Here is a 24,481-nt window from a genome sequence, read left to right on the forward strand (position 1 = left end):
GGAGATGACAGTGACGCAGAACTTAAAGCATCTGGGAAATAAGACCGAATACGTTTATACAAATCCAACCGTAGAGATTCTCGAGCACGTACCAAACCCGTTCTCAGATCGTGAGCAAAATCGGCACCAGGTAGCAGGAACAGTCCACATTGAAGCTAATGAATTCACCAGCCTCTGCCCGATTACCGGTCAGCCCGACTTTGCCACCATAGTGATCGACTATATTCCGCGCGAACGTCTTGTTGAAAGCAAATCTCTGAAGCTCTACCTGGGCAGTTTTCGTCAATTCGGGGAATTTCACGAATCATGCGTAAATCGAATCGCCAATGACCTGATCGAACTACTCGACCCCTCGTACATCAAAGTAGAAGGGCGATTCACGCCCCGCGGTGGCATTTCGATATGGCCGGTTGCTGAGTTTCACCGCTGACGTCTGATTTAAATGGCCGAGCTCAATCAGCTGAAAACCCAGAGAACTAGAGCTGGACAGTAAGTCTTACATTATAGTCTTTCCATACCGTTTTATAGGATTACGGCAATCCGCTTGGACAGCCGGATTTCTATAATGGTATCAGCTGGACGGAGGTAATTATGGCTACGGTTAACTACAGGCGAGCCAATGAGCTGATGCTGCTCATAGCCGCCAATCCCGCAACACCCGAACAAATTCTCAAGCAGTTGGCGACCGAAGACGATCCTTTGTTACTCGAACAAATAGCAGAAAATCCCTCTGCCCCGGCGCTCACCTTAGCCAATCTGGCTGGGCATGCCAATGAACGCGTGCGCATGGCTGTCAGCCATAATCCAAAGACACCAATTGAAATCATCGATACACTTATTTGCGACATCAGCGCAGACGTGAGATACGCGCTTGCATCGAATCCGCTATTGCCACTGCAAGTGATTCGCGAGATTTGTCAGGACGAAAATCCTTACGTTGCCAGTCGAGCCCAACAAACATACACCAGACTGACTCAAGATAGAACTCCACAGACAAACATCACAATAACGTTGCAAAATATTCAGTACAAAAAATATTCCGCCTAGCGCTGCACCACTAGTGGTGGCTTGTCTTGCATTCGAATGTTGAAAAATTCCACTCGTGGTACGGCAAACATCAGTTCATCGCCATTTCGTCGAACCGTGAGATGGGCAACCGTACCAGGCTGTCCGTGAATCCTGCCGACAACACTGCTTCGTGTGCCGTCGACTGACGTGATCACATCTCCTTTCTGTATGCCGGCTACCTCAGCCGGCGACTGGGGGTGTACTCTATGCACCCGACCGGAGTGATTAACGCGCACGCCTATTCTTCCTTCAACCTCGTGATATTTGATCCCCCCAACCAGGGTCGTCGCATCTGCGGCAACCGTTTGGGACAAAGATATTGCGGTTAACAAAGCAAACAGAAATTTCATGGATACCTCTTGCGTCGCTCCGGTCTCATTCTTTTAAGTGCTGGTGATGACAATCAGGTAAGCCGTTTAGTTCCCAAGAGAAACAAACAGGCCCAACCTTCGCAAAACTTGCAAAAACCTTCGGTGGCTCATCGAATACAGCTTCCTGCACCGCATTCAGTAGCAGTTACTGGCTAGTCAGGACCAGTTCAGATATACTTGACCTTCAGCAGCCTGCGTATCGACCGATGATCGCTCGAACGTCGAAGGGCTCGGATTTCTGAGCATTGCTTAATACGCAAAGTTCAGCTTGGTTAGTGCTCCTAATTACAAGGACGAGCCCAGTAATCCAAGTGGTAATCCGTTAATCCGACCATGTTTTACGAGGTCCTGGCTTTGTTAAATAGATCTATCTGCCGAATCACACTGGCATTCATGACTTTGAACTCCCTTGGGCAGTCAGTTGTCGCCGCTGCCCCAGCAACGCCCTCTCCTCAGAAGAAAGCATCCCCTGCCACACCGGCAGCTGCGGCAGGAGCAAAGAGCGTGGCTGGAGCTAAAAACGTACCTGTCAAAAATTTAGCGGGAGTTAAACCAAATCCCGGAGCAAAAACGATATCGGTTGAAGCTGTTCCCTTGAATGAGGCCAAGGATCTGCCACATTCTGCCAAGCTGGCTCCAGTGAAAGACTCTACCCTGCAGGACGCACAGCAGATACCCTTTGTCTCATGGGTGGACAATGCTCAGCCCGCAGACGCTGTTCTGCTTTGTATTCACGGACTTGGTCTGCACAAGGGCACTTACGATGCTTTTGGCAAAAGGATGTCCCAGATAGGTGTTCCCACCTACGCGATGGACGTGCGCGGATTCGGCGAGTGGCAGGATGATCTGAAGACAGGTCTGGACTTTGAAGGATCGCTTGCCGATATCAAAGTCGTGTTGCAGGCAATCAAGAAAAATTATCCGGACAAGAAAATCATTATTCTCGGTGAGTCTATGGGAGGAGCGATCGCTTTACGTGCGACGGCAATGTATCCCGAACTCGTTTCGGGCTTGATTTCATCCGTTCCGTCAGGTGACAGATTCGGCTCCGGTGACACAAAGCTCAAAGTTGGTCTGCATGCAATGCTGAAAGGTTTTAACAAACCGATGGACATCGGTACTGACGTTGTCGGCAAAGCAACAAAGAAAGAAGACTTGCGCGAAGCCTGGTCAAAAGACAAGCTAGGACGCATGAATCTGTCTCCAAAAGAGTTGATGCAATTCAATTCTTTTATGGAGAAAAATTTCCTTGTCGCAAAAGAGATCAAATCGGTACCAGTTCTATTTATCCAGGGAGCAAACGACAAACTGGTCCATCCGGAGGGCACGTGGAAGCTTTTCGACAGCCTCACCACAGACAAACGTCAAATGGTTTTCAGCAAGGCGGCCGAGCACCTTATTTTCGAAGAGTCGCAGTTTAGCGATGAAGATCTCAACTTCGTCGAAAAGTGGATCAATAAAAATATCGCTCCTTTGACTGCACTGCATCTGCCACCAGAAAAACCGGATGCAACAGAGGAAAAACCACAGGTCTCAGAAGCAGGACAATCGTCAAGCGCTGAGAGCAATGACAACAGCAGTAAGAAAAGCGATACTCCAAGCGCCCAACAAAACCGCATGAACGCCGCATCGCAGTTAGCCACAGCAGCTCTATCCAAGAATATGGTCAATCCGCTGCGTCCGTCCGATAGCGGTGCAAGGACAGCTGACTACCAGGGCGATCCAGCTCGAATCTCCTACTGGATCGAACTGGCCAGAGATGGAAAAGTCTATCGATGCAATAACAAAACATCATTCAAGTCAGGTGATGCTATTAAGTTTCACATCATTCCGCAGACTGACGGTTATGCGTATGTCGTTATGAACAAAAGCAGTCGCGGTAAGAGTGCGACACTGTTTCCATCTGCCGAAACGGGCACAAACAACTTTCTGACAAAGGGTCAGGACTATCCATTGCCAAGCAAGACGTGGTTGAAGTTCGACAATAATCCGGGCACTGAAGAGGTCAGTCTCGTATTCTCGCAAAAGAAGATCTCACCGCAAAAAGAGCTGCAAGAACAGCATTATTTGACTGCGTACGTTTCGCCTTCAGAGACTGGAAAAAAGGATCTGGTGCCAACAAGAATGCAGTTGAGCTGGGATGATCCAACCCCTGTCATCATTCCCGCTGACTTTTCAGGAAGCACTCAGTTAGCCAGCCACAGCAGCCTCGTAAATCTATCGTTCAACGGACCAGGAGGCGTTTTAGCGGTCGACATTGCACTGGCGCACCAGTAAGGAATGAAGAGAAACATGATTACGGTTAAGCGAATTTCTGCTCTGGCTAGCGTTATTGCACTCTTGCTCAATGCCCAGACCGCCTACAGTGCAGATAAGGTTGCACCGTCGCCGATACCAGGTGTCGAATTCACCAAAATTCAAGACCTCAATCCAAACGCCAAACCGACGAACAATCCCATCAAACAAAAGTGGGCTGTTGTTATTGGTGCCTCTAAATTCAAAGAAAAGAGGCTGGATAACTCCGGCTCTGAAGTAGCGATGGATAAATCGGCCCAGCAGTTTTACGACTATCTCATTGATCCTCACGGCGGCAGATTTCAGCCGGACCACGTCAAATTGCTGATCAACTCGGGTGCCACGAGACAAAATATTGTGTCGGCGCTGACCAGTCCCTGGCTGGGTTCGCTAGCCGGACCCGATGACCTCGTGGTCGTGTATATCGCCACCAATGGTTTCCCGACGACGGATGGTTCCACTTATCTGTGCGCATATGATTGTGCAATAGACAACGTTTATTCCACATGCATCTCCATGCAGACATTGATGGACACGCTGCGAAAAGACGTAAAATCGCAGCGTATCATGCTCGTTCTTCAATCGTGCTACAGCGGCGCGGCAGAGCTCACGTCCGGCGCAAAAGCGTTGACGGGTACATTCAGCGGCTACAACATAGACATAGACAAAGTGGCGCTGGGCAAGGGTTACATAATTCTCTCGTCCAGTCGCCCTGACCAGATGACCTGGAGCGACGCATTCTCGCGCAATTTGATCAAGGCTTTACGCCAACAAGATGGATTGATTCCACTGAAAGACGCCTTCGAGATGGCCAAAAAGCAAACCGAAGTTGACACAAGCATCATCGGACCAACAAAGAAACAGACTCCGGTGATGAAAAGCGACTGGACCGGCAATGAGCTTGTTCTGGGAACACCGCCAATTGAAAAAGTTTCGGAGTTACCCGACGCCGTAAAGAGTTTTTTGTCTGCCGAAGCGTATTACCTGAAGGGGACCAACAAATTAACCGCAGGCGATCTCGATGGCGCGGCGCAGGAATACGAAGCAGCTATAGCCGTAGACCCTAAGTACGCAGATGCGCTCGGCGACTTCGGAGCGCTCAAGTCGATCAAAGGCGATTGGCAATCGGCAGCCAATCTTTACAAGCGGGCAATTGCAGTGCGCCCAAACGATTCACTCTTTCACGCTAACTATGCCCGAGTGCTTGAGAAGTTAGGACAGACTGACGCCAGTCGCAAAGAGCTCGAACAATCCTACTCTTTGAATCCCAAAGATCGGGTCGTTTTACAGGCTCTTGCATCGAAATGCCTGCAAGAGGGAGACCCGATCCGTGCCGTCAAGCTGCTGCAAGAGGCAGTGACCCTTTTCCCCACTTCCGAATCGCTGCACAGCAGGCTCAGCTACGCATACGTGCAAAATGGCGACATTGCAAATGCCCTCACACAAGCGAAAGAAGCAGTCAGTATCGCTCCCGATTCTCCGGCGGCCAAGCTGAATCTCGGCTCCAGCTTGCTCATGTCGGGCGATAAGAAGCAAGCCATCGAAGTTTATAAGCAAGCGATTGCCCTTGCGCCCACTAACGCCGATGCTCACTATTTGCTGAGCAACACCCTGGAAAGCGCAGGTGACAAACAATCTGCGATTGGCGAGTTAAATAAGTTCCTCGAGCTTTGCCAGCCCAACGATGCCCGTATCGCTAAAGCCCGTGCCCATTTGCAGGAGCTCGGTGCAGGCGGGGAGTAATTCCGGCACCGCCTGAAAAGACTGTTCGAACGTGCCCACTAGGCTAACTTCGGATATATAACTGGCGTAGCTAGAAGTGGCGGCACTTCTTCACTATAATCTGTAAGGAATATAGGTCGGAGGAGATGTAATGGCTGGAAAAGATGCAAAAGCTGAAAAAGATAAGGGACAGGTCGACAACGACTCGCCACCAACGTTGATCCTTGAAATCAAAACTCCATCCGGAGAAAACTGGGGTCAAATTATCGCCTCTGCTAAGGAATTCAAAACTGGCTCGACCGGTTTCTATGCCAATGGCAAAGTAACCAACCCGAATACCGGTGCCCGTTACCAGCTCGGTGCCAACATCATTTTGATTGGCAGCAAGAAATAGTCTGCGAGCCACAACATGGCGAAGATACTCGTCGTCGAAGACGATCCGGCAATTTGTTCGATAATTGTCGATTGGCTTACGCATCAGCACCATACCGTCGAAGTGTCACACAACGGTTTGGAAGCCGATCAGTATCTAAAAATGTATCAGTACGATGTGATCGTGCTCGATTGGGGTTTGCCTGAATTAAGTGGCGTGGAGATTTGCAAGCGATACAAAACCGCGGGCGGTCGCGCTCCGGTTCTGATGCTCACAGGTAAGCACGACATCGAAGACAAAGAGGAAGGCTTCAACGCCGGCGCTGACGATTACCTGACCAAGCCCTTCGATATCAAGGAGCTGTCAGCGCGCGTCAGAGCTTTGCTGCGGCGTCCCACCAACGTCTACGACAATATTCTCAGTATCCGCAACGTTTCACTTGATCCCAACAACCATATTGTCACCAGGAATGGTGCGCCGATTAAACTGACACCGAAAGAATTTGCGGTGCTTGAGTTTTTCATGCGCAACCCCAACAAGGTTTTCAAAGCTGATGCGCTGCTGGACCACATATGGAACTCGGAGGCAGGTTCAGGGCCGGAGACGGTACGGACTTGCATCAAGAGATTGCGCCGGCAAATTGACGAACCAGGCGTTTCCTCAATCATCGAAAACGTGCATGGTGTTGGATATAAACTAGCATCACAGTAGTTGATTGCTCGCATGCAAATGATGCCGACCACTGCGCACCGAGTGCGGTGCCGTTGCCTCCGTAACTTAACTTGAGGCTTCAACAGGCGCTGCCAAGCCATCTCAAAATGTATTTAAGAAAGCCGTGAAACCGGCGACCCAGGCTATTAAAAGTACTTTTGTTTTACAAAACATGCTCTTGAAAATGGTACTGTTCTACGAGTGTGCCCAGCAGTGGGGCGTAAGGCGACAGGAACACTCTGACCACCTTCTGCGCCGATTACTGCATCGATCGATTCCGAATCAATTGAAGCTCAAAGGCACGCACGGAAGCCTCTGCCGATATCCGAGATAGGAGCTATTATGTTTAGTAGAGCATCGTCCCGTGGGCAGTTTGGCATGGAAGAAAGCAGCTACAGCATTCAGACACAAGGGGCAGCAGGCTTGGGGTCGTCATCACTGAGACAGACCTCCGCTAATACCGACAGCAAAAAGAACCTGCAGCTGGAAACAGCCATTCGCTTCGCCAAAGAAGAGTCGCTGCGGCTTGGCCACAAGTTTGTGGGCTCCGAGCAGTTGCTGATCGGCATTTTACGCCAGGACAAAGCGGTGGCGGCGATGGTCCTCAATTCGCTCGGCGTTTCCACGGACAAAGCTCGACGCGAGATGAAAAACATCATTGGTTATGGTGCCGGCATTGGCGAAATCGTCGAGGAAGATCTCCATTCGACCTTGCTCTTCCGGCGGATCGTAGAGACAGCGTTTGAAATCGCTCGTCGTTTCAGAGCCGATGAAGTACGAACCGAGCATATCTTGCTGGGCGTCATAGCCAATGAGAGAGGTGTTGCTCTGCGTATTCTTGAAGTATTGAATGTCGACCTGAATCGGTTGCTTTTCCTGATAAACGAAGTCGACAAATAAAAAGAGCCCTTAAAGCGAGCTACCCAGGATCTAAGATCCTGGGAGCCTCTTGCCCAAACTTTTTGTTGGCTGCACCCGGTTAGTTACCGAATCGTCTGCGCATAACTTGCGCCCGCCGCCTTTCCATGTACTCAGATTACTTTATGGTCTGTGACAACCGTGTGACATGGGAAATAACTTTTTGAGATTTTTTCTCCTGAACTTGTTCGCCTGAAAGCGCGCCAAGCAATAGCGCTGGGCCCTTTTTATGTGCAAGGCTGAGGAACTTGTTTTTGGGCTTACTACAGTAATACCACCAAAAATCCAAATTGAAGCGGTTTTTGGGGAATTTTCGAAGATTTAATTTGACTGACGAGGTATAAATCAATTGGTAACCGCGCTGTGCCTGGCTTGTTCTTCGGTGCTCATGTCACCAGCGAACGAATTTTTATTACTGGCGAGGTCTTAAATGGCTAACTGGCACTGGCCGGGATAATGTTCAACCGGCTCAAACTGTCACACAGAATACTGATCCTGGTCGCAGTGCCAATGATCTTTGAATTGGCATTGTTTGCCAGGGTCGGGCAGTTGCTCGATGAGTCTGAAATGGAGGCTAAACGCGAGGCCCACTCGCACGCGATTACCACCCAGATAAACGAGATCCTGCGCAAGCTTCTCACCTCGGCGGGCGGGATGGGCGCCTATGCGGTAGTGACTGAAAATACGTATCTGAAACGTTCTGAACGAGACAGCCGGCACTTTATGGCTGATTTTGACAGGCTGGAGGCGCTGGTAAAGGATGATCCGGATCTGCTCGACCGTGTCAAAAGCATGCGAAAAGTGGCTATGGAAGGCGTAACCGTGCTCGCTCGCATCAAAAAAATTGTCAAAGAAGATAATCGCCTGATGGCTTTCGCAGAGCTCAAAAGTGTCAGCCCGATGCTGTCTACATTGACGGCTCAAGCCGATGCAATAACCAACGAACAAAAAGCTATCGAGGCACTGAGCCCACAAATTCAGGAAGCTCAGAGAGCTGCACTGCACCAACTGCTTATGCTTGGGGCAGTGCTGAACGTGCTTTTGGCCCTTGCCCTCGCCTTGATTTTCAACAGAGGATTCACGAAGAGATTGCGAATACTTATGGACAACAGCTACCGCTTCGCCATCGGCATACCGCTGAATCCTGAGCTCACCGGCACAGATGAACTGGTGAAACTGGACCAGGTTTTTCACAAAATGGCGCATGTGGTCGAGGAATCTGCGCGGAAAGAGCGTGCCGTCATTGAGAATTCAGTAGATGTTATCTGCTCGCTGGATGCCGACGAGAAATTCACCAAAGTCAACCCGGCATCGCTTGCAGCCTGGGGTTTCGAACCCTCCGAGTTAGTAGGGAAAAGATTCAGTGATATCGTTTTTCCTGAAGAGATAGATGAAACCAGAAAGGCAATTAAAGAGCTGATCAGAGGCAGTGAAGATAGACAGGTTGAATGCCGGCTGGTCAAGAAAGACGGCACGCTCATCGACGTTTTATGGTCGATGCACTGGTCTGATGAGGAGAGTAGTCTGTTTTGCGTGGCGCACGATGTCACCGAACAACGTCGTATAGACCGACTGAAACAGGAATTCGTTGCCATGGTCAGTCATGATTTGCGCACGCCGCTTGCATCCATAAAAGGAACCCTCTCGATGATTTCTGAGGGAGTCTACGAGCCGACATCTGAGATGGGGAAAAAGCGCATCGCAGACGCCGAAATGAACATCGACAGATTAGTAAATTTGATTGGCGACGTACTGGATATAGAGAAACTCGAAGCAGGACAGATGACCATCGATGAGGACCTGGTCAATTTGTCTGAAATGATCAAAGAATCTGTTGAAGCCGTTCGCGGAGTAGCAGAGCAAAACGAAACCACCATTGAAACTACCATTGTTGAGGATTCCGACGTTGACGTGCTCGGTGAAAAAGATCGGCTTATCCAGGTGATGGTAAATCTGCTTTCCAATGCCATCAAATTCTCGTCTAAGGGAAACAGCGTTCAGATAGCCGTGAGCACAGAAGGCACTATTGCCCAGGTGCGCGTAACGGACCATGGTCGCGGCATTCCAGCAAACAATATCGATATAATTTTCGAACGCTTCAAACAAAGTCAAGCCAGCGACGGCAAGCGAGGCAAAGGGACCGGTCTCGGGTTGGCTATCTGCAAAGCGATTATAGAGGCGCATAAGGGCACCATTGGTGTAGAAAGCAAGGAAGGCGAAGGCAGCACCTTCTGGTTCAAGCTGCCGCTTTATCAGGATCCGGAGGATCTGCGTACCGCAGCAGAAGCACAGGCACAGGGCGAAGCCGTTGCTAGCAGCGAAGACACTTCTTGCAGCGAAGATACTACTCGCGATGAAGACATTGCTCTGAAAGAAGAAGTTACAAACGCAGCTGATTCTTCTGTGCTACGTGACGAAGCGATTTTCCCGCACTCGGTATAGACACTTTTGTGCCGTCTGGCAATCTCATACTACCTCGCTGGTCGATAGTGGCAGAGCCTTTGCTGCCGAGCAAGACAATGGTGTTATCGGCGTATGTGATTATTCCAGTCAATTGACCGAGCTGTTCGAGTGTTGATACATTTACATTTTCACTTGCGTTTGCATATGTACTCGTATTTGCAGCAGCTTTCATATGATAGGCGAACGACGTCGGCTGGTTGCGGATATAAAAACTCGCTGCTCTGCGTGGCGCATGTTCATTGGAGACATTTACTCGCCGGTCAAGCACGTCTGACAGGATGTCAGCCATAGCAGCAGAGCGGGGATTGCTGGGCTTCTTGAACGGTGCTGTCGAGATCTGTCCATCACGTATATTTGATTGAGCTCGGAGCGCCTGGTTTGCGCTCGTTGAATTTGTTACGTTATAGTTCAAGGCACTATTTGACGCCTCTGGCACATTTGAGCCGGAAGAAGCATCGTGATAGTTCGGCACGCCAGACGGGGTTGCAGATGGAACGACGACGCGCAGATTCGTGCCGCTGCCATCGACAATAGGGGAGGCAACCAGTCCCCCTGAAACTTGAGCATCATAAGCAGCAGCGTTGCCTGGCGAGTTCGGCGTAAATAGCCCGACTGCGCCAGGACCAGACTGAGTCGGTCCGACGTTTCCCTGGGCCACGCCGCTATCAGAAACAGTGCCACCAGGAGCAATGGCACCTGTGACAATCGCACGAACAGGCCGCTCGGGCACCACATTCGACACCGTATCAGGCAACATCGCATTGTCTCGCCAGGCGCCGTAAGCATCTTTATGCACTTTATTGCCCATCTGGTTCGCTTGGGCATTTGGATCGCCCGACCAGGGAAAAGAATCGCTGCTGGCCGGATGCGATGGGGGTGGCAGCAAGATCAGAAGTAATAATATTCGCCACAACACGGCTTTCAAAGTAATCCCTCATCCAGTTTTGGGAGCTTTGACGGGCTGAGAAACGATTCCGTTCCGGTTTACTAAACCATCGCGTTTAGCGAAATGTCCGGCAATCCGATCGAGCGAACAAATGGTGCGAGTTCCTCGGCAGTTGTAAACACATATGAATCGATGCCGACCTGTCTGGCCCCTTCCACATTCATCTGTCTGTCGTCAAGGAACAACACCTCGGCTGGTTTCATATTGATCTGGTCCAGACAGTGCAAAAAAATATCCGCGGCTGGTTTAACAGATTTGACCTCACACGAATATGTGTAATGGCTGAATTCCGGCATCCAGTGCAGGTCACGTAGATACTCACGAATATCTGCAGGCATGTTAGACACAATTGCAGTGATCATTCCGCTTGTGCGCAGAGTCTCTGCCCAGCGGGCCATGACCAGATTGGGACGAGACCAACCGACATTGTCGAATTCAATTACCTGGCGCAACTGCTGCTCGGTAATTTCGCGCCCACCCTTCTGAGCGATACGAGTCCAGTACTCCCGTCCGTCGAAAGCACCGACATCATATTCGTCTCGTAACTGCCAGTAGTAGGTTTTGAAACGGCTCAGCTCAATGTCTAAACACTCAGCCATAGCTGCCACGTCAGACTCTAACTGGTTCAGGCAGAGCACATTTCCATAATCAAACAGAATCGCCTTGTAGCTAGCCATCACGCCCCCAAGCGACGAAGTCACAGCTCGTTATGATAACTGATCGGCGAACCTTACGGAATTACAGCGACTGCCTCAGCAGCACGCTTGACGTTTTCAAGCCGCTTATCAATTTTTTTCTTCGTTAACAAATCGATGACACCCTGCGAGTAAGCCAGTCCAGTATCCAGGTGCGAGGATAGCTCCAGAGTAGTTGAACGACCGTCCGGAGATGATGTTAATACCCAGCTTCCATTCAGAGCCTTAAACTTATCCGATTTAACCAGTTTGTAATCGATTCGCTCATTGGGTACTTCACGCTGAATCAACTGGCAAACAGCTGCTCCTACTACCGGCAAAGCGTTAAATTTCTGCTCAATCAGCGTCTGGTTGCCATGCTGTTCCAAAACTTTGCTGTATTCAAGGTCCGGGTCGTTTTGACGCTCAGTATGAACTGCCTCCCAAACAACCCTCGCTGGAGCATTAATACTAATTGAACCGGAGACGAGGTTTTCTTGCGCCAAAGCGGGAGTCGTAGAAAGTAATGCCAACGCCGCCAGAGCTACTGTTTTGCGCATAAACGCCCTCAATCTTCCGGAATTCACCTTTTTCAAGAGACGCCTACTTTTCTGCCATGTTCCTCAGTTATTTGGCGGGAGTGCATTTCGATACTTTCATATGTAGGCCGGTCTAGCTATCATTACTAGGTGAACCGGCAAAATTAGTATGAAATCGATCGTAAAAACTGATGACAAGGCTATAGGCGCTATTGCACCCGTGTCTACCGGGTTCCTTGGGTCCCTGAACCGCCTCTGGGTTCGGATACTCTTGTGCGGAGCAATTGCTCTGCCGGTTTCGTTTGTCATTGTCAATGCCGCCAATCCGCTCATCGTTCCACTCCTATCCGCCGGTCTGGCGCAAGAAATCGCATCCGAAATGGGTATGCAATCCGCCGGAAGCTTTCAAACACTGAAGATAATTTCGGCTCACAACCTGGCCTGGTGTTATGCCACTAATGGTAGTGGCACTGTGCTGCCGCGCACCAGGCCGTTTGCGCCGAACCTGCAAGAATACGAAGAAAAGTCACGCGAAGTCGTCGTCAACAATGCACGTTATTACGAGACCGTGCAGCGTATGAACGGAACCGAAGTTCTTCACATTGGTGTGCCATACGATCAAACCTGGGAGTCGTACGATTCGAGTGCATTTCTCTCCAATCTGCTCACTCCAATAAGATTTGGAATTGTGCTGGGAGCATTCGCTCTTGTGCTTTCAATCCTGCTGGCCTTAATCGAGTTGATTATCTCGCGCCCACTGACAGCGTTTACTAAAGCAATCGTGGCCGCCTCTGCCTCACCGAGCAAAGCCCGACATCTGAAAGCCCCCTCTGGAGCTCCAACTGAAATTACGCAGCTGGCGGTGGCGATTAAAGACTTCGCCATCTTGAATGACGTGTCGAGAGTAACCAAGAATCGAGCCGACGAAAAAGACAATGAACGCGCCAGGCGCGCTGAAGCACGCAGTGCGCAAACACCGTCTGGTCCCATTCCCGCCCTTCAGTCAACAAGCAAAAGCAGTCCGCTGATGCGATCGTTCGAATACGAACTGAGTTCCGCCCAATCAACCAAAATGTTTGCCGAACAGGCTCTTGGTGGGTTGCACGAACGATATCCCGATGTGATTAAATTGTCGGCCTTTTTCAAACTGGACAGAGATTATCAACCGACGATTCTTGCATCCATGGGTCTGGATGAGGAATCTCTGCAGTTGTTGCGCGAAATAGATCACCGTGAAATTGCTCGCGGCAGTTTTGCCAAATCCAAAAGCGCAGATATAGGACCAATGTTGATCCGCAGACTGGGCTTTGAAGAACTGGCTTCCATCAACGACATCCGTCGTATTATTTATCTACCGGTCAAACATAGAGATTCTGATTTGGCGGCCATTGTCGTTTTTCTGGAAGACGAAGAAGCCATCAATGCCGATCAACTGAGATCGATAGAACGATTCAGAGATCAAATATCGAACTTCTTCCACAAGCTACTCATTCTGGAAGAGGCAGAAGAAGCTGATTGGACCGACCAGCTGACCGGTTTGCGAAACCGTCAGTTCTTCCAGGAGTTGATGGGTCATGTCATCGAGCGTGCGGTGAGAACCGAAAACAAATCATTCTCGTTATTGATGATTTCAGGTGACTTCCTCGATGTGAGCCTGCAACATCACGGTTCAGACGTGCGTGACCGGTGGATGCAGGAGCTAGCACGTATTCTCCGTAACAATATAGACATCAAGGACAGACTCGAGCAATCTATCGAACCTGCTAACTATGTTATTCGCTACCAGGGCGATGAATTTGCCGCAGTGCTGGAAGACTGCAACATGAAGCAGGCTCTGGAGTTAGCTTTGCAGATTCGAGCCTCGGTTGAGTCGACAGATCAGTGGGCCGGTGGCGTCAAAGGACTGACTGTATCAATTGGTTGTTCGACTTATCCTGAAGACGGCACGACATCCGAAGAGATGGTGGCGAAGGCGAGAAATGCCCTCCTCTATCTGAACGAGCAGATGGGACCAAACCAGATTTGCCATATCCAGAAAGTGCCACAAGGATACAAACCGTCCAAGAGAGGCTCCGCATTTAGTGGCGAGTTGGGCGTTCTGGACTGCGCTGGTTTGCTGCAGTCAATTGCAACAAGTCAGAAGACCGGCTTGCTGAGCGTACAAGACGATACCGGCAGACAACTTCTCGTCAGCTGGGAGAAAGGCAGACCACGTCATGCCAAACTCGATAATATCGTCGGCGTGCCGGCGATCATCGAGTTTGTAGTCACATTCGAAAGCGGTACCTTTACTTTTCAGCAGCGCCAGAATTATTCGCTAGACAACGCTGGTGATGACCTGGGAGAGTCGCTGGAACGCATACTGATGGAAGGCGCCCTGGCCGAAGACCATGTCCGAGCCGCCAAGCGATTGATACCAAATATGGAGCTTCTAGTTCGTGCAGTGCCCGGCATTGAGAATGCCTACCGCTGGCTGCGGTTGCAAGAAGATCGTGAAGTTACAAAAGAAGAACTCACATGCATGCGCAACTTGATCAAGTTGGCCGACGGTAGCAGAAGCTTGACTAAAATCTTTCTTGATATGAAAGACAGCCCTTCTTACATTGTCTGGCGTGCTGCTGGCGTTCTCGTAGAAAATCGCCTTTTGCAAGTCAAAAAAGTGTAACTTATAGCATTCGGCGCTACAATAACAGCAGCTCGCTGTATTGACCGAAACTGCATCCTAAACCCTCTGCCAAAGCTGAGTTGCAAGCAGAAGCGTCCGGCAAGTTTCGTCAAGTTAGAGTCTGGAGGAGGTTTTCGATGTCTCGATCTGTCTGGACTGGAATGCTGTCATTCGGGATGGTCAATATTCCCTCATATCTTGTCGCTTCAGATGACACAACTGAGGAAATAGAGCGACACGCACCGAATTTCGACGAGATTCGCGAGAGAAATAAGACCAAACGCGACTTTAAAATTCACCAGTTCACACAACAGCAGCATTTTTTCAAAGACCTAAATGAGCTGAAATCGCTGGCAATCCCTCCAAAGCACGTCATGCAGATCCACGGCTTTCTTCCAACTGCAGAGATGGATCCCGCTTGCTATGACAAGTCGTTCATGTTCCTGCCTGAAATTGCCGGAAGCGAACCTCTCGTTTTGCTCATCGATGCGCTTTCGGAAAAGGAGTGTATTGCCATCGGAACCATTTACTTACACAACAAGCCGGCCATGCTTGCTGTGCAGCCACGGCGCGGTTTTCTCTATGCGCATACATTGCTCTATCCGGACCAACTCGATCAACAGGGAAAGCCTCAATATTTAAACAGGACATTGTTTGAAGCTCTTGAGCTATTCGAATCAACGGCGAAGAAGTGCGCTGAAGATGAACATGAACATACGCACTCCACCACCGTTTAATTGGCGTCAGGTCTAATCCGTCCGATTCGATTTTTGCTTGAGCTGGCTGTTCTCAGGTGGACTGCCGGGCGTTTCGTAATGCGGAGTGGTGTGATTCTTCCACAGCATATTTCCAAGCACGCAAATCATGGAAAATATTATGATGCGTCTTATTATTCGAAATAGTTTTGGAGTTTGATCCATAATCGTAATGTCTACTTTAAGTTACGAGAGATTTGTAAAGCCATTAAATGTGACTGGCTAAGCAGATAAACCTGATATCGTTTTAAATCTATAAAAACCTTCCGGAGCCAGGATGATTATGTCCCAGCAGACAGACAGAGGCGTCAACAGTACCACAAAACGATTGCACAATATGCGTTTCGGTACGACCGTTAAAAGCGACGGTACGGTCCTTTTCAGGCTCTGGGCGCCAAGTTGCAGCCGGATTCAGCTGTTGCTTTTCAACAACATTGACGACGACAACGACAACAAAAACCGTAACAACAACAACAACAACAACAACAACAACAATGATGAAACGATGACGCCTATGGAAGCGATGGGAGACGGCTGGTTTAGCGCAACGGTGGCGGCAAAACCTGGCATGCTCTACAAATTCGTTACCGGAGATGGTCTGGCAGTACCAGATCCAGCCTCCAGGTACCAACCAGAGGATGTGCACGGACGCAGTCAGATTATCGATCCGACTTCTTTCAAATGGACAGATACGGACTGGAGGGGATTGCCCTGGTCTGAGACTGTTCTGTACGAACTGCACGTCGGCACGTTCACTTCTGAAGGGACTTTCGCAGCATTGTCGGACAAATTGGACTACTTAAAAGAAATTGGTATCACTGCTGTTGAGTTGATGCCGATTGCAGATTTCCCTGGCAGGTTCGGCTGGGGATACGATGGGGTTTTGCCTTATGCACCTGAAAGCAGCTATGGAACGCCAGATCAGTTGAAAATGCTTATTCAGCAGGCACATCACAAGGGTATGCAAGTCTTTCTAGATGTGGTCTATAACCACTTTGGTCCAGAGGGAAACTACCTGCATGCCTATGCCGGAGAATTCTTCACAGACAAGCATAAAACCCCCTGGGGCGCCGCTTTAAATTTCGAGGGACGCAGCGAAGTGCGCGAATTCTTCATCGAAAACGCGCTTTATTGGCTGGAGGAATACAACATAGATGGTCTCAGGCTAGACGCCGTGCACGCCATCAAAGACAACAGTTCCAGACATGTCTTAACCGAATTAGCAAGACGAGTCACTGCTGGTCCCGGAAGAGAACGCGCCAGGCATCTGGTTCTGGAAAACGATGACAACATAGCCAGATTTCTCGAACGAGATAAATCCCGACAGCCGGTGTTATACGCAGCACAGTGGAACGACGACATTCACCATGCCTACCATGTTCTAGCAACAGGCGAAACTGGTGGCTACTATGCGGACTATTTAGGCAACGAAATCGGCAAGGACACGCTTTCTCTCCTCGGTCGAGCTCTGGCTGAAGGGTTTATTTATCAGAACAACGCCTCCGCCTTGAGAGATGGCGAGTTGAGAGGTGAAAAGAGCGCACACCTGCCTCCGACCGCTTTCGTGTCTTTCATTCAAAATCACGATCAAATCGGAAACAGGGCCTTCGGTGATCGTATCGCTTCAATTTCGAACTCGGAGATGTTGATGGCTCTGAACGCAATTCAACTTTTAGCGCCGGCCATTCCACTCATCTTTATGGGAGAGGAATGGGCTGCGACAACGCCTTTTATGTATTTCTGCGATCTTGGTCCTGAGCTGGCGCCACTTGTAACTGAGGGGCGCCGGAACGAATTCGCCAAGTTTCCCGAATTCTCAAATCCAGAAACGCGGCACAAGATTCCAGACCCATGTAGCCCCGAAACATTTGGCAGCTCGAAATTAGTCTGGTCAGATCTGGAACAAACGAACCATCGCTCCCATCTGGAGCTTGTTCAGTCGCTGCTGAAATTGCGAAGGGAAAAGTTGATACCCTTAATAGCCAAAATCACATCCGCGCGAGCCAGCGTAGACCATAACGTTTTGCACGTTGAATGGAATGCAGGGAAAGAAACCGTCCTCGAGTTGTTCGCCAATTTGTCAAAGGATACACAAACTCTCAAACACTCCAGACAGATGGGGAGCACGCGGACAATTCTCTACGAAAGCACAATACACCTCTTAACACATCTGGTGAATGGCTCTATGCCACCTTATTCAGTGCTGTGGCTAATGGATAATCAAGGAGATCTCAATTGAGAACCGCTACGAAAACAGTATCACCTGCGAAACGCAAGCAGTGGGGTCTTCATGTTCGTGTGGCATCTATTCGCTCCAAACGCAACTGGGGAATTGGCGATTTCACTGATTTGAAGAACATTGCAAATTATGCAAACAGCAAGAATGCACATGTGCTTTCGATCGAACCGTTACAGCCTGTATACGCTGCCGAAGACTGGAATGGCGTCCTTTTCGCCTCACGCTCTTTTATAAGCCCCGCATATATCGATATAGAATTAGTAGCTGATTACGCGGAATCTGATGAAATTCACCGCCAAGTTCTGGCACCAAATTTCCAGTCCACGCTTGCCGCGCTGAGATCGGAGCCTCTGGTCAATCTAAGCGAAGTCCTGGCCTGCAAAACGTTCGTTTTGCAATCATGCTATCAGCATTTTAGAGAATGCCACATAAGCAAGAATTCGCAGAGATCTTCCGAATTTCGAGCATTCCAAAAGGAAAATGGGGACGCGCTTCGAGAATTTGCGTTATTTGAGGCACTGAAAGAAAAACTGGAATCCAGCACAGTCAACAAAAATCAAGGTTGGCGGGCCTGGCCGACAGCCTATCAGGGTCTTGATGCCGAAGGAACAGTAGAATTTTCACAGTCGAACCTGGAGAGAATTGAATTTTTCGAATATCTGCAATGGATTGCCCAGCAGCAGCTCCGTGCAGTAATTGAGTTCTGTCTGAACAAGCAGAACTTCTCCACACTGGTCATCCAGCAGCCAGATCGCATCGATGCCTCCGGGCCGGATTCATGGATCAGTCAATCCGGCGGCAGTGTGAAAGCCATTCCGTTGACAATCGATCACTCGATCAAGGGTAAAACTGATGATGATAACGATTTCGATGATCGCTCTGATCATGACGATTGCAGTGCTCGTGATGATGACGATTGCGGTGCTCGTGATGATGACGATTGCGGTGCTCGTGAAAAAGACGATACTGATGATCGGGATGAGGAGAAGGACGATGATGCTGATGAGACTGTACGTATCGTCTCGGATCACGAGAATCTGGGCACACTCAAGTCTGAGAGAGCGCGGATTATTTTTCTGCCTTTAATCAATTTTTTGCATGACAGAGGTGATCTTGCTCCACCCGATTGGCGCACCAAGCTTAATCAGGACCTCGAGAATCTGCTAGATGAACCGAACCTGGAGAGAATCATGCGAGATTTGAATAAATCTCGTCCACGGATATCGACCCAGCCCTCAACTGACGATCATTTAAATGCACTCCAGCAATTACCGCGGGCTACTTACCGATTTCAATTCAATAAAGAGTTTACTTTCAAGGACGCAGCAAAGCTCATACCCTACTTGTCCAAGTTAGGCATAAGTCACTGCTATGCGTCGCCGTTCTTGAAAGCACGCCCTGGCAGTATGCATGGATACGACATTATCGACCACAAACAGATTAATCCCGAAATCGGCACCGCTGATGATCTCAACAACCTGGTAAACAAGCTCCACGAACATGGTCTGGGTTTGATACTGGATATAGTGCCGAACCACATGGGCATAGGGCAAGTCAATCACTGGTGGATGGACGTACTCGAGAACGGACCAGCTTCTGTGTATGTCGACTATTTCGATATAGACTGGGCACCCGTCAAGCCTGAACTTTACGGTAAAGTCACTCTGCCTGTTCTCGGAGAATCCTACGGCGCAGTACTGAAAAGTGGACAATTCAAACTGCAATTCACAGAGTCGACGGGTTCACTGGCAATCAAGTATTACGAAAACGAGTTTCCCGTCAATCCGGCCACATACCCACAAGTTTTGGGCTTGAGGCTTGACGTTCTGAAAGAGCGACTGGGCAAGAATAACCTTCATGTAATGGAATATGAAAGCATCATCACTGCACTGGCGGCGTTGCCATCACATATGGAGCGCAGCCACTTCAGCGATCGCGTCAGGGAACGGCAAGTCCAGCTCAAGCGGCTTACCAACTTGTGCAAAGACAATCCCGAAATAACAAACTTCATCCAACAAAATTTAACCGAGTTCGAAGTTAGACATGACGACAAACAGTCTTTCGATCGTATGCACAAGTTACTTGAGGCACAAGCATACAGACTCGTCTTCTGGCGCGTCGCATCCGATGAAATAAACTATCGAAGGTTTTTCGATATTAACGAACTGGCAGCAGTAAGAACAGAAGATCCGCGCGTCTTCGCAGAGATGCATGACCTCGTTTTCAATCTTATTGGTGAAGGTAAATTGTCCGGGCTGCGCATCGACCATCCCGATGGACTATTCGATCCAGCCGCCTACTTCATTCAACTGCAGAGCAAAGCAGCAGAGCGACTCAACAAACCAGCACCAATAGAATCAGATTTGACACTCGGGCGAGAATCGCTGCCCATTTACATTGTCGTTGAAAAAATTCTGGCTCCTTTCGAGCACCTCGAGGAAGATTGGGCGGTGCATGGAACAGTTGGCTATGAATTTCTAAACAGCCTCGTTAACGTGTTTGTTTCAATCGAAAATGAGCACGCACTCGAGTCAACGTACGAAGCCTTCATCGGTCGAGTAGTGGACTACGAAACCGAAAAAAGAGCTTGCAAAGGTTTAATACTGGATACAGTGTTGGCCAGCGAACTTCATGTACTCGCACACAGACTCAGTCAAATTGCCGAGATTAGTTGGGAATACAGAGACTTCACGCAAAACTCATTGCGTAAAGCACTACGGCACATCGTCTCGAACTTTCCCGTCTATCGGACCTACGTAACACCACGCAAAGTCGACAAAACAGCCAAGCAATACATCGACTGGGCGGTGCGTTTGGCAAAACGTTTCGGCTCAGCTGTTACTCCGGAAGTCTATGATTTTGTTCGCAACGTGCTGTGCCTCGAAGCAGCAGAATTACCGGCAGAGAATGACGAACCTGCGTTGCAATTTCTGCAAGCCATGCAAACAATAGCTATGAAATTCCAACAGTTTACCGGTCCAGTTATGGCAAAAAGCGTTGAGGACACCCTCTTTTACCGCTTCAACAGATTTGTCTGTCTTAACGAAGTTGGTGGCGAGCCGGACAGATTCGGAATAACAGTGGCAAGTTTTCACCATCAGAATTTGCAACGTCAGTTGCGCCGCCCCTATGAGATGCTGGCTTCGTCCACACATGACACCAAACGATCGGAAGATGTGCGAGCACGCCTGGCTGTATTGTCGGAATTGCCTAAGCTGTGGGAGCAAAAGACATCACAGTGGTCGCGCATGAATCGCAGTCGTAAAACTGTCATTGATGATGAGCAAATGCCTGATGCCAATGACGAATACTTGATCTATCAAACCCTTGTCGGGGCATGTCCGGCTGGCGTTACAGGAACTGATTGGGTCGAGCCTTTTAAAAAACGAGTAACAGAGTACATCTTAAAAGCGGCTCGTGAGTCCAAATCTCACACAAGCTGGGTTAACAAGAACGCTGAGTACGAAAATGCGCTGACCTTATTCCTCGATAAAATCCTGGCTATATCGGCGACAAATCCCTTCCTGGATGATTTCATACAATTCCATAAGGCTCTTTGTCCGCTTGGTCTGATCAACAGCCTGGCGCAGGCGACATTGAAGTTTACATCGCCAGGTGTACCCGACATTTATCAGGGCAATGAGATTTTCGATTTCAGCCTCGTAGATCCAGACAACCGCCGACCTGTAGATTTTGGTGAACGCGCACACATGCTAAATCGCGTAAGCAAGCACATTGAAGTTGGGACGCTCGCGTCAGATCAAGCCATTGGCAAACAGGCAGAATTTCTGAAAAGCGTCCTGGATGAATTTGAAGACGGCAGTTGCAAACTTCTAGTGGTAGCAACTTCAATGGCGATTCGCAAACGCTTCTCAAATATCTACACCAGAGGACGCTACATTCCTCTGGATGTCAGTGGTTCAGCAGCGCAACACGTGATTGCCTTCGCAAGAGAACTGGATGGCAACTGGTCGATTACTGTGGTGCCGAGACTCGTATCAACTCTTCTGAAAGCAGACTGCTCTAGCAGACTGGAGGAGAGAACAGTCTTTGACATACTGTCGTGCGCTAGTGTTAGTGATGCCGGGTCCAAAAGTAGTGCAAATGATAGTGTAAGTGGCGTTACCAATAAAGGTACTAATGGCGGTCCCAATAGTGGTCCCAATAGCGGTCCCAATAGTGGTCCCAATAGCGGTCCCAATAGCGGTCCCAATAGTGGTCCCAATAGTGGTCCCAATAGTGGTCCCAATAGCGGTACTAATGGCGGTACTAATGGCGGTACTAATGGCGAGAATCTATGGGGAGACACAAAGATCTTCCTACCATCTGAGTTGGCCGAACACAAGCTTGTAAATTGCTTCAGCATGCAAATCTTAAACAACGCCGACAATGTTCTGAGATTATCGGATATCTTTAAACGCTTCCCAGTTGCGATAATATCATCCACCACTTAGTTGTTTAACAGGTAGCCAAGATCTATGCAAGTATCAGAAGGAAAGCCCTATCCACTCGGTGCAACATGGGATGGACTGGGGGTTAACTTTGCTATCTTCTCCGAAAATGCGACGAAGGTCGAATTGTGTTTGTTCGATTCTCAGGACGCGACACAAGAGTCCCATAGAATCACGCTACCGGAATACAACGCCCACGTCTGGCACGGATTTATTCGCGACATCCGACCGGGGCAGCTCTACGGATACAGAGTCTATGGACCCTATGAACCTGAAAAAGGAATGCGCTTCAATCCCAACAAGGTACTGGTCGATCCCTACGCTAAATCGGTGCCTCGCTCGGTAACGTGGGACGACTCTCTATTCGGTTACACAATCGGCAGCAAAGAAGAAGATCTTTCAATGGACAAGCGCGACAGCGCGCGCTTCGCACCATTGGCAGCAGTTATCGATCCATCCTTCATCTGGGGAGAGGACAAGCTGCCGCAGACACCCTGGAACAAAACAATTATCTATGAAGCACATGTCAAAGGTTTGACGATGCTGAATAAACAGGTTCCCGAAGAATTGCGGGGAACCTATGCGGGAGTAGCCAGTGCGCCTGTAATTGAGCACCTGACGAATCTTGGTGTCACCGCAATTGAACTCATGCCTGTGCACCACCGCACAAACAACCGCAATTTCATCGATCGAGGTTTAACTGATTACTGGGGCTACAACACCCTCTCATTCTTCGCACCTGACACGCGTTTCTCTTCTATGAAGGGACCAAATGAAAATGTGCAGGAGTTCAAAATGATGGTTCGAGCGCTTCACGCCGCCGGCATAGAAGTGATTCTCGACGTTGTCTACAACCACACAGTCGAAGGTAATCACATGGGTCCGACGCTATCGTTTCGAGGCGTGGACAACTTCTCGTACTATCGCACCGTGGACAAAGACAATCGATATTACATGGACTACACCGGCTGCGGTAATACACTGAATATGGTGCACCCTCGTGTAATTCAATTGATTATGGATTCGCTACGCTACTGGATTCAAGAGATGCACGTTGATGGTTTTAGATTCGACCTTGCCAGCGCTCTAGCGAGAGAATTGTATGACGTCAATAACCTTTCCGCATTTTTTGACGTCATTCAACAAGATCCAATCATCTCGCAGACCAAATTGATTGCTGAGCCCTGGGACCTTGGCGCAGGTGGATATCAGGTCGGGAACTTTCCGGTTCTGTGGACCGAATGGAACGGGAAGTATCGCGATACCATGCGGCAATTCGTCAAAGGAGACTTTGGTCAACTGGGGCAGGTTGCGTCACGTATGACAGGCAGCAGCGATCTATATGAGCATAGCGGCAGGAAACCGCACGCCAGCATCAATTTCGTAACCTGTCATGACGGCTTTTCGCTCCAGGACCTGGTCAGCTATAACGAAAAGCACAACGAAGCAAATGGTGAGGATAACCGGGACGGAGAAAGTCATAACAATTCCTGGAATTGCGGTGCCGAAGGAGAAACCGATGACAGGAACATCATCAAGCTGCGCTACCAGCAGAAGCGCAATTTCATGGCTTTGCTTTTCCTTTCTCTGGGTGTACCCATGCTCAGCGGTGGAGACGAACTCGGTAGGACACAAAAGGGCAACAACAACGCATATTGTCAAGACAACGAAATAAGCTGGTACAACTGGGATCTGACAGAAGACGACCAGGCTTTTTTCGAATTTGTGCAAAAACTAATTGGCATACGAAAAGAGCAGTTAGTGATTCATCGCAAAACATTCTTCAAAGGATCTGGTGCCGACGGCGCCATGAAGGACATCTTCTGGTTGAATGTCGATGGCAAAACCATGGAAGACAAAGACTGGACGGACGCGAGCAAGCGCGTTCTGGGTGTGCTCCTGGAAGGTGCTCAACTGATTGAAACGGACAAGATGGGAAGAACGGTGCAGGGAAACACGCTTCTAATCCTGCTCAATGCGCACCACGAAGATATACCATTCCTGCTGCCCGCACATGATGAAGGTGACTTCTGGCGACTTGTCCTTGATACATCCGAGAGTATCAAGAAATCAACCTTCCCTATGTCAAAGCGATTTACCCTCAAAGCACGAAGTGTTGTTCTACTTCAATTGGACAGAAACGTTTAGACGTATTGCATATGGATTTAGCCAGAACAATCAACCGCATTTGTCTGATCGGAAGAAGCCGCATATCTTGAGGGCACTTGTCTGATCGGATGAAGCCGCATATCTTGAGGGCACTTGTCTGATCGGATGAAGCCGCATATCTT

The 24,481-nt window shown here is 49.3% G+C and carries 17 protein-coding genes; 13 read left to right on the forward strand and 4 right to left on the reverse strand.

The features are described 5' to 3' along the window. Positions 1-4 precede the first annotated feature (4 nt). Together queF and EKK48_16680 are read left to right on the forward strand one after the other, a co-directional pair. Positions 5-430 (forward strand): preQ(1) synthase, encoded by a 426-nt coding sequence (gene queF / locus EKK48_16675; protein ID RTL40381.1) that lies wholly within the window; start codon positions 5-7, stop codon positions 428-430. A 161-nt stretch (positions 431-591) separates the two neighbouring features. Next, positions 592-1,047 (forward strand): hypothetical protein, encoded by a 456-nt coding sequence (locus tag EKK48_16680; protein ID RTL40382.1) that lies wholly within the window; start codon positions 592-594, stop codon positions 1,045-1,047. Here the strand turns inward: EKK48_16680 and EKK48_16685 are convergent. Further along, the gene (locus EKK48_16685) at positions 1,044-1,418 is read right to left on the reverse strand and encodes a PDZ domain-containing protein (protein RTL40383.1); all 375 of its coding nucleotides are present in this window, start codon (positions 1,416-1,418) and stop codon (positions 1,044-1,046) included. The genes EKK48_16680 and EKK48_16685 overlap by 4 nt on opposite strands. Positions 1,419-1,772: 354 nt before the next feature. Here EKK48_16685 and EKK48_16690 point away from each other — a divergent pair, with 354 nt between their 5' ends. The 6 genes from EKK48_16690 to EKK48_16715 all read left to right on the forward strand — a co-directional run bounded on the left by EKK48_16690 (position 1,773) and on the right by EKK48_16715 (position 9,900). Next, entirely contained in the window at positions 1,773-3,716 is a 1,944-nt protein-coding gene (locus EKK48_16690; GenBank protein RTL40384.1) for an alpha/beta fold hydrolase, read from the forward strand. 3 nt (positions 3,717-3,719) lie between these two features. Further along, positions 3,720-5,477 carry a tetratricopeptide repeat protein gene (locus EKK48_16695; protein RTL40385.1) on the forward strand — a complete coding sequence of 586 codons (1,758 nt, stop codon included), beginning with the start codon at positions 3,720-3,722 and terminating at the stop codon, positions 5,475-5,477. Between the two features lie 130 nt (positions 5,478-5,607). After that, positions 5,608-5,850: a hypothetical protein gene (locus tag EKK48_16700; GenBank protein RTL40386.1), complete on the forward strand. Its 243-nt coding sequence runs from the start codon at positions 5,608-5,610 to the stop codon at positions 5,848-5,850. A gap of 15 nt (positions 5,851-5,865) precedes the next feature. Further along, complete coding sequence (locus EKK48_16705; GenBank protein RTL40387.1) at positions 5,866-6,540, forward strand: response regulator transcription factor; 675 nt, start codon at positions 5,866-5,868, stop codon at positions 6,538-6,540. A 342-nt stretch (positions 6,541-6,882) separates the two neighbouring features. After that, a complete protein-coding gene (locus tag EKK48_16710; GenBank protein ID RTL40388.1) occupies positions 6,883-7,440 on the forward strand; it encodes a hypothetical protein in 558 nt (185 codons plus the stop codon). A gap of 474 nt (positions 7,441-7,914) precedes the next feature. Further along, complete coding sequence (locus tag EKK48_16715) at positions 7,915-9,900, forward strand: PAS domain S-box protein (protein ID RTL40389.1); 1,986 nt, start codon at positions 7,915-7,917, stop codon at positions 9,898-9,900. Here EKK48_16715 and EKK48_16720 read toward each other — a convergent pair. The 3 genes from EKK48_16720 to EKK48_16730 all read right to left on the reverse strand — a co-directional run bounded on the left by EKK48_16720 (position 9,839) and on the right by EKK48_16730 (position 12,101). Beyond that, positions 9,839-10,846, reverse strand: coding sequence for a hypothetical protein (locus EKK48_16720; protein RTL40390.1), 1,008 nt, complete (start codon positions 10,844-10,846; stop codon positions 9,839-9,841). The genes EKK48_16715 and EKK48_16720 overlap by 62 nt on opposite strands. Positions 10,847-10,908: 62 nt before the next feature. Further along, positions 10,909-11,544: an HAD family phosphatase gene (locus EKK48_16725; protein RTL40391.1), complete on the reverse strand. Its 636-nt coding sequence runs from the start codon at positions 11,542-11,544 to the stop codon at positions 10,909-10,911. Positions 11,545-11,597: 53 nt separating this feature from the next. Further along, complete coding sequence (locus EKK48_16730) at positions 11,598-12,101, reverse strand: hypothetical protein (GenBank protein ID RTL40392.1); 504 nt, start codon at positions 12,099-12,101, stop codon at positions 11,598-11,600. 148 nt (positions 12,102-12,249) lie between these two features. On the opposite strand from EKK48_16730, the gene EKK48_16735 reads away from it, so the two are divergent. The 5 genes from EKK48_16735 to glgX all read left to right on the forward strand — a co-directional run bounded on the left by EKK48_16735 (position 12,250) and on the right by glgX (position 24,338). Further along, entirely contained in the window at positions 12,250-14,745 is a 2,496-nt protein-coding gene (locus EKK48_16735) for a diguanylate cyclase (GenBank protein RTL40393.1), read from the forward strand. 137 nt (positions 14,746-14,882) lie between these two features. Continuing rightward, complete coding sequence (locus EKK48_16740) at positions 14,883-15,482, forward strand: hypothetical protein (GenBank protein ID RTL40394.1); 600 nt, start codon at positions 14,883-14,885, stop codon at positions 15,480-15,482. 355 nt (positions 15,483-15,837) lie between these two features. Continuing rightward, entirely contained in the window at positions 15,838-17,739 is a 1,902-nt protein-coding gene (gene treZ, locus EKK48_16745; GenBank protein RTL40402.1) for a malto-oligosyltrehalose trehalohydrolase, read from the forward strand. Next, the gene (treY, locus tag EKK48_16750; protein RTL40395.1) at positions 17,736-22,193 is read left to right on the forward strand and encodes a malto-oligosyltrehalose synthase; all 4,458 of its coding nucleotides are present in this window, start codon (positions 17,736-17,738) and stop codon (positions 22,191-22,193) included. Before treZ ends, treY begins: the two co-directional genes overlap by 4 nt. A 24-nt stretch (positions 22,194-22,217) precedes the next feature. After that, positions 22,218-24,338, forward strand: a complete 2,121-nt coding sequence (gene glgX / locus EKK48_16755; protein RTL40396.1) for a glycogen debranching enzyme GlgX — start codon at positions 22,218-22,220, stop codon at positions 24,336-24,338. The last annotated feature ends 143 nt before the right edge of the window (positions 24,339-24,481 follow it).

The sequence above is a fragment of the Candidatus Melainabacteria bacterium genome, from assembly GCA_003963305.1.
GTDB lineage: Bacteria > Cyanobacteriota > Vampirovibrionia > Obscuribacterales > Obscuribacteraceae > PALSA-1081.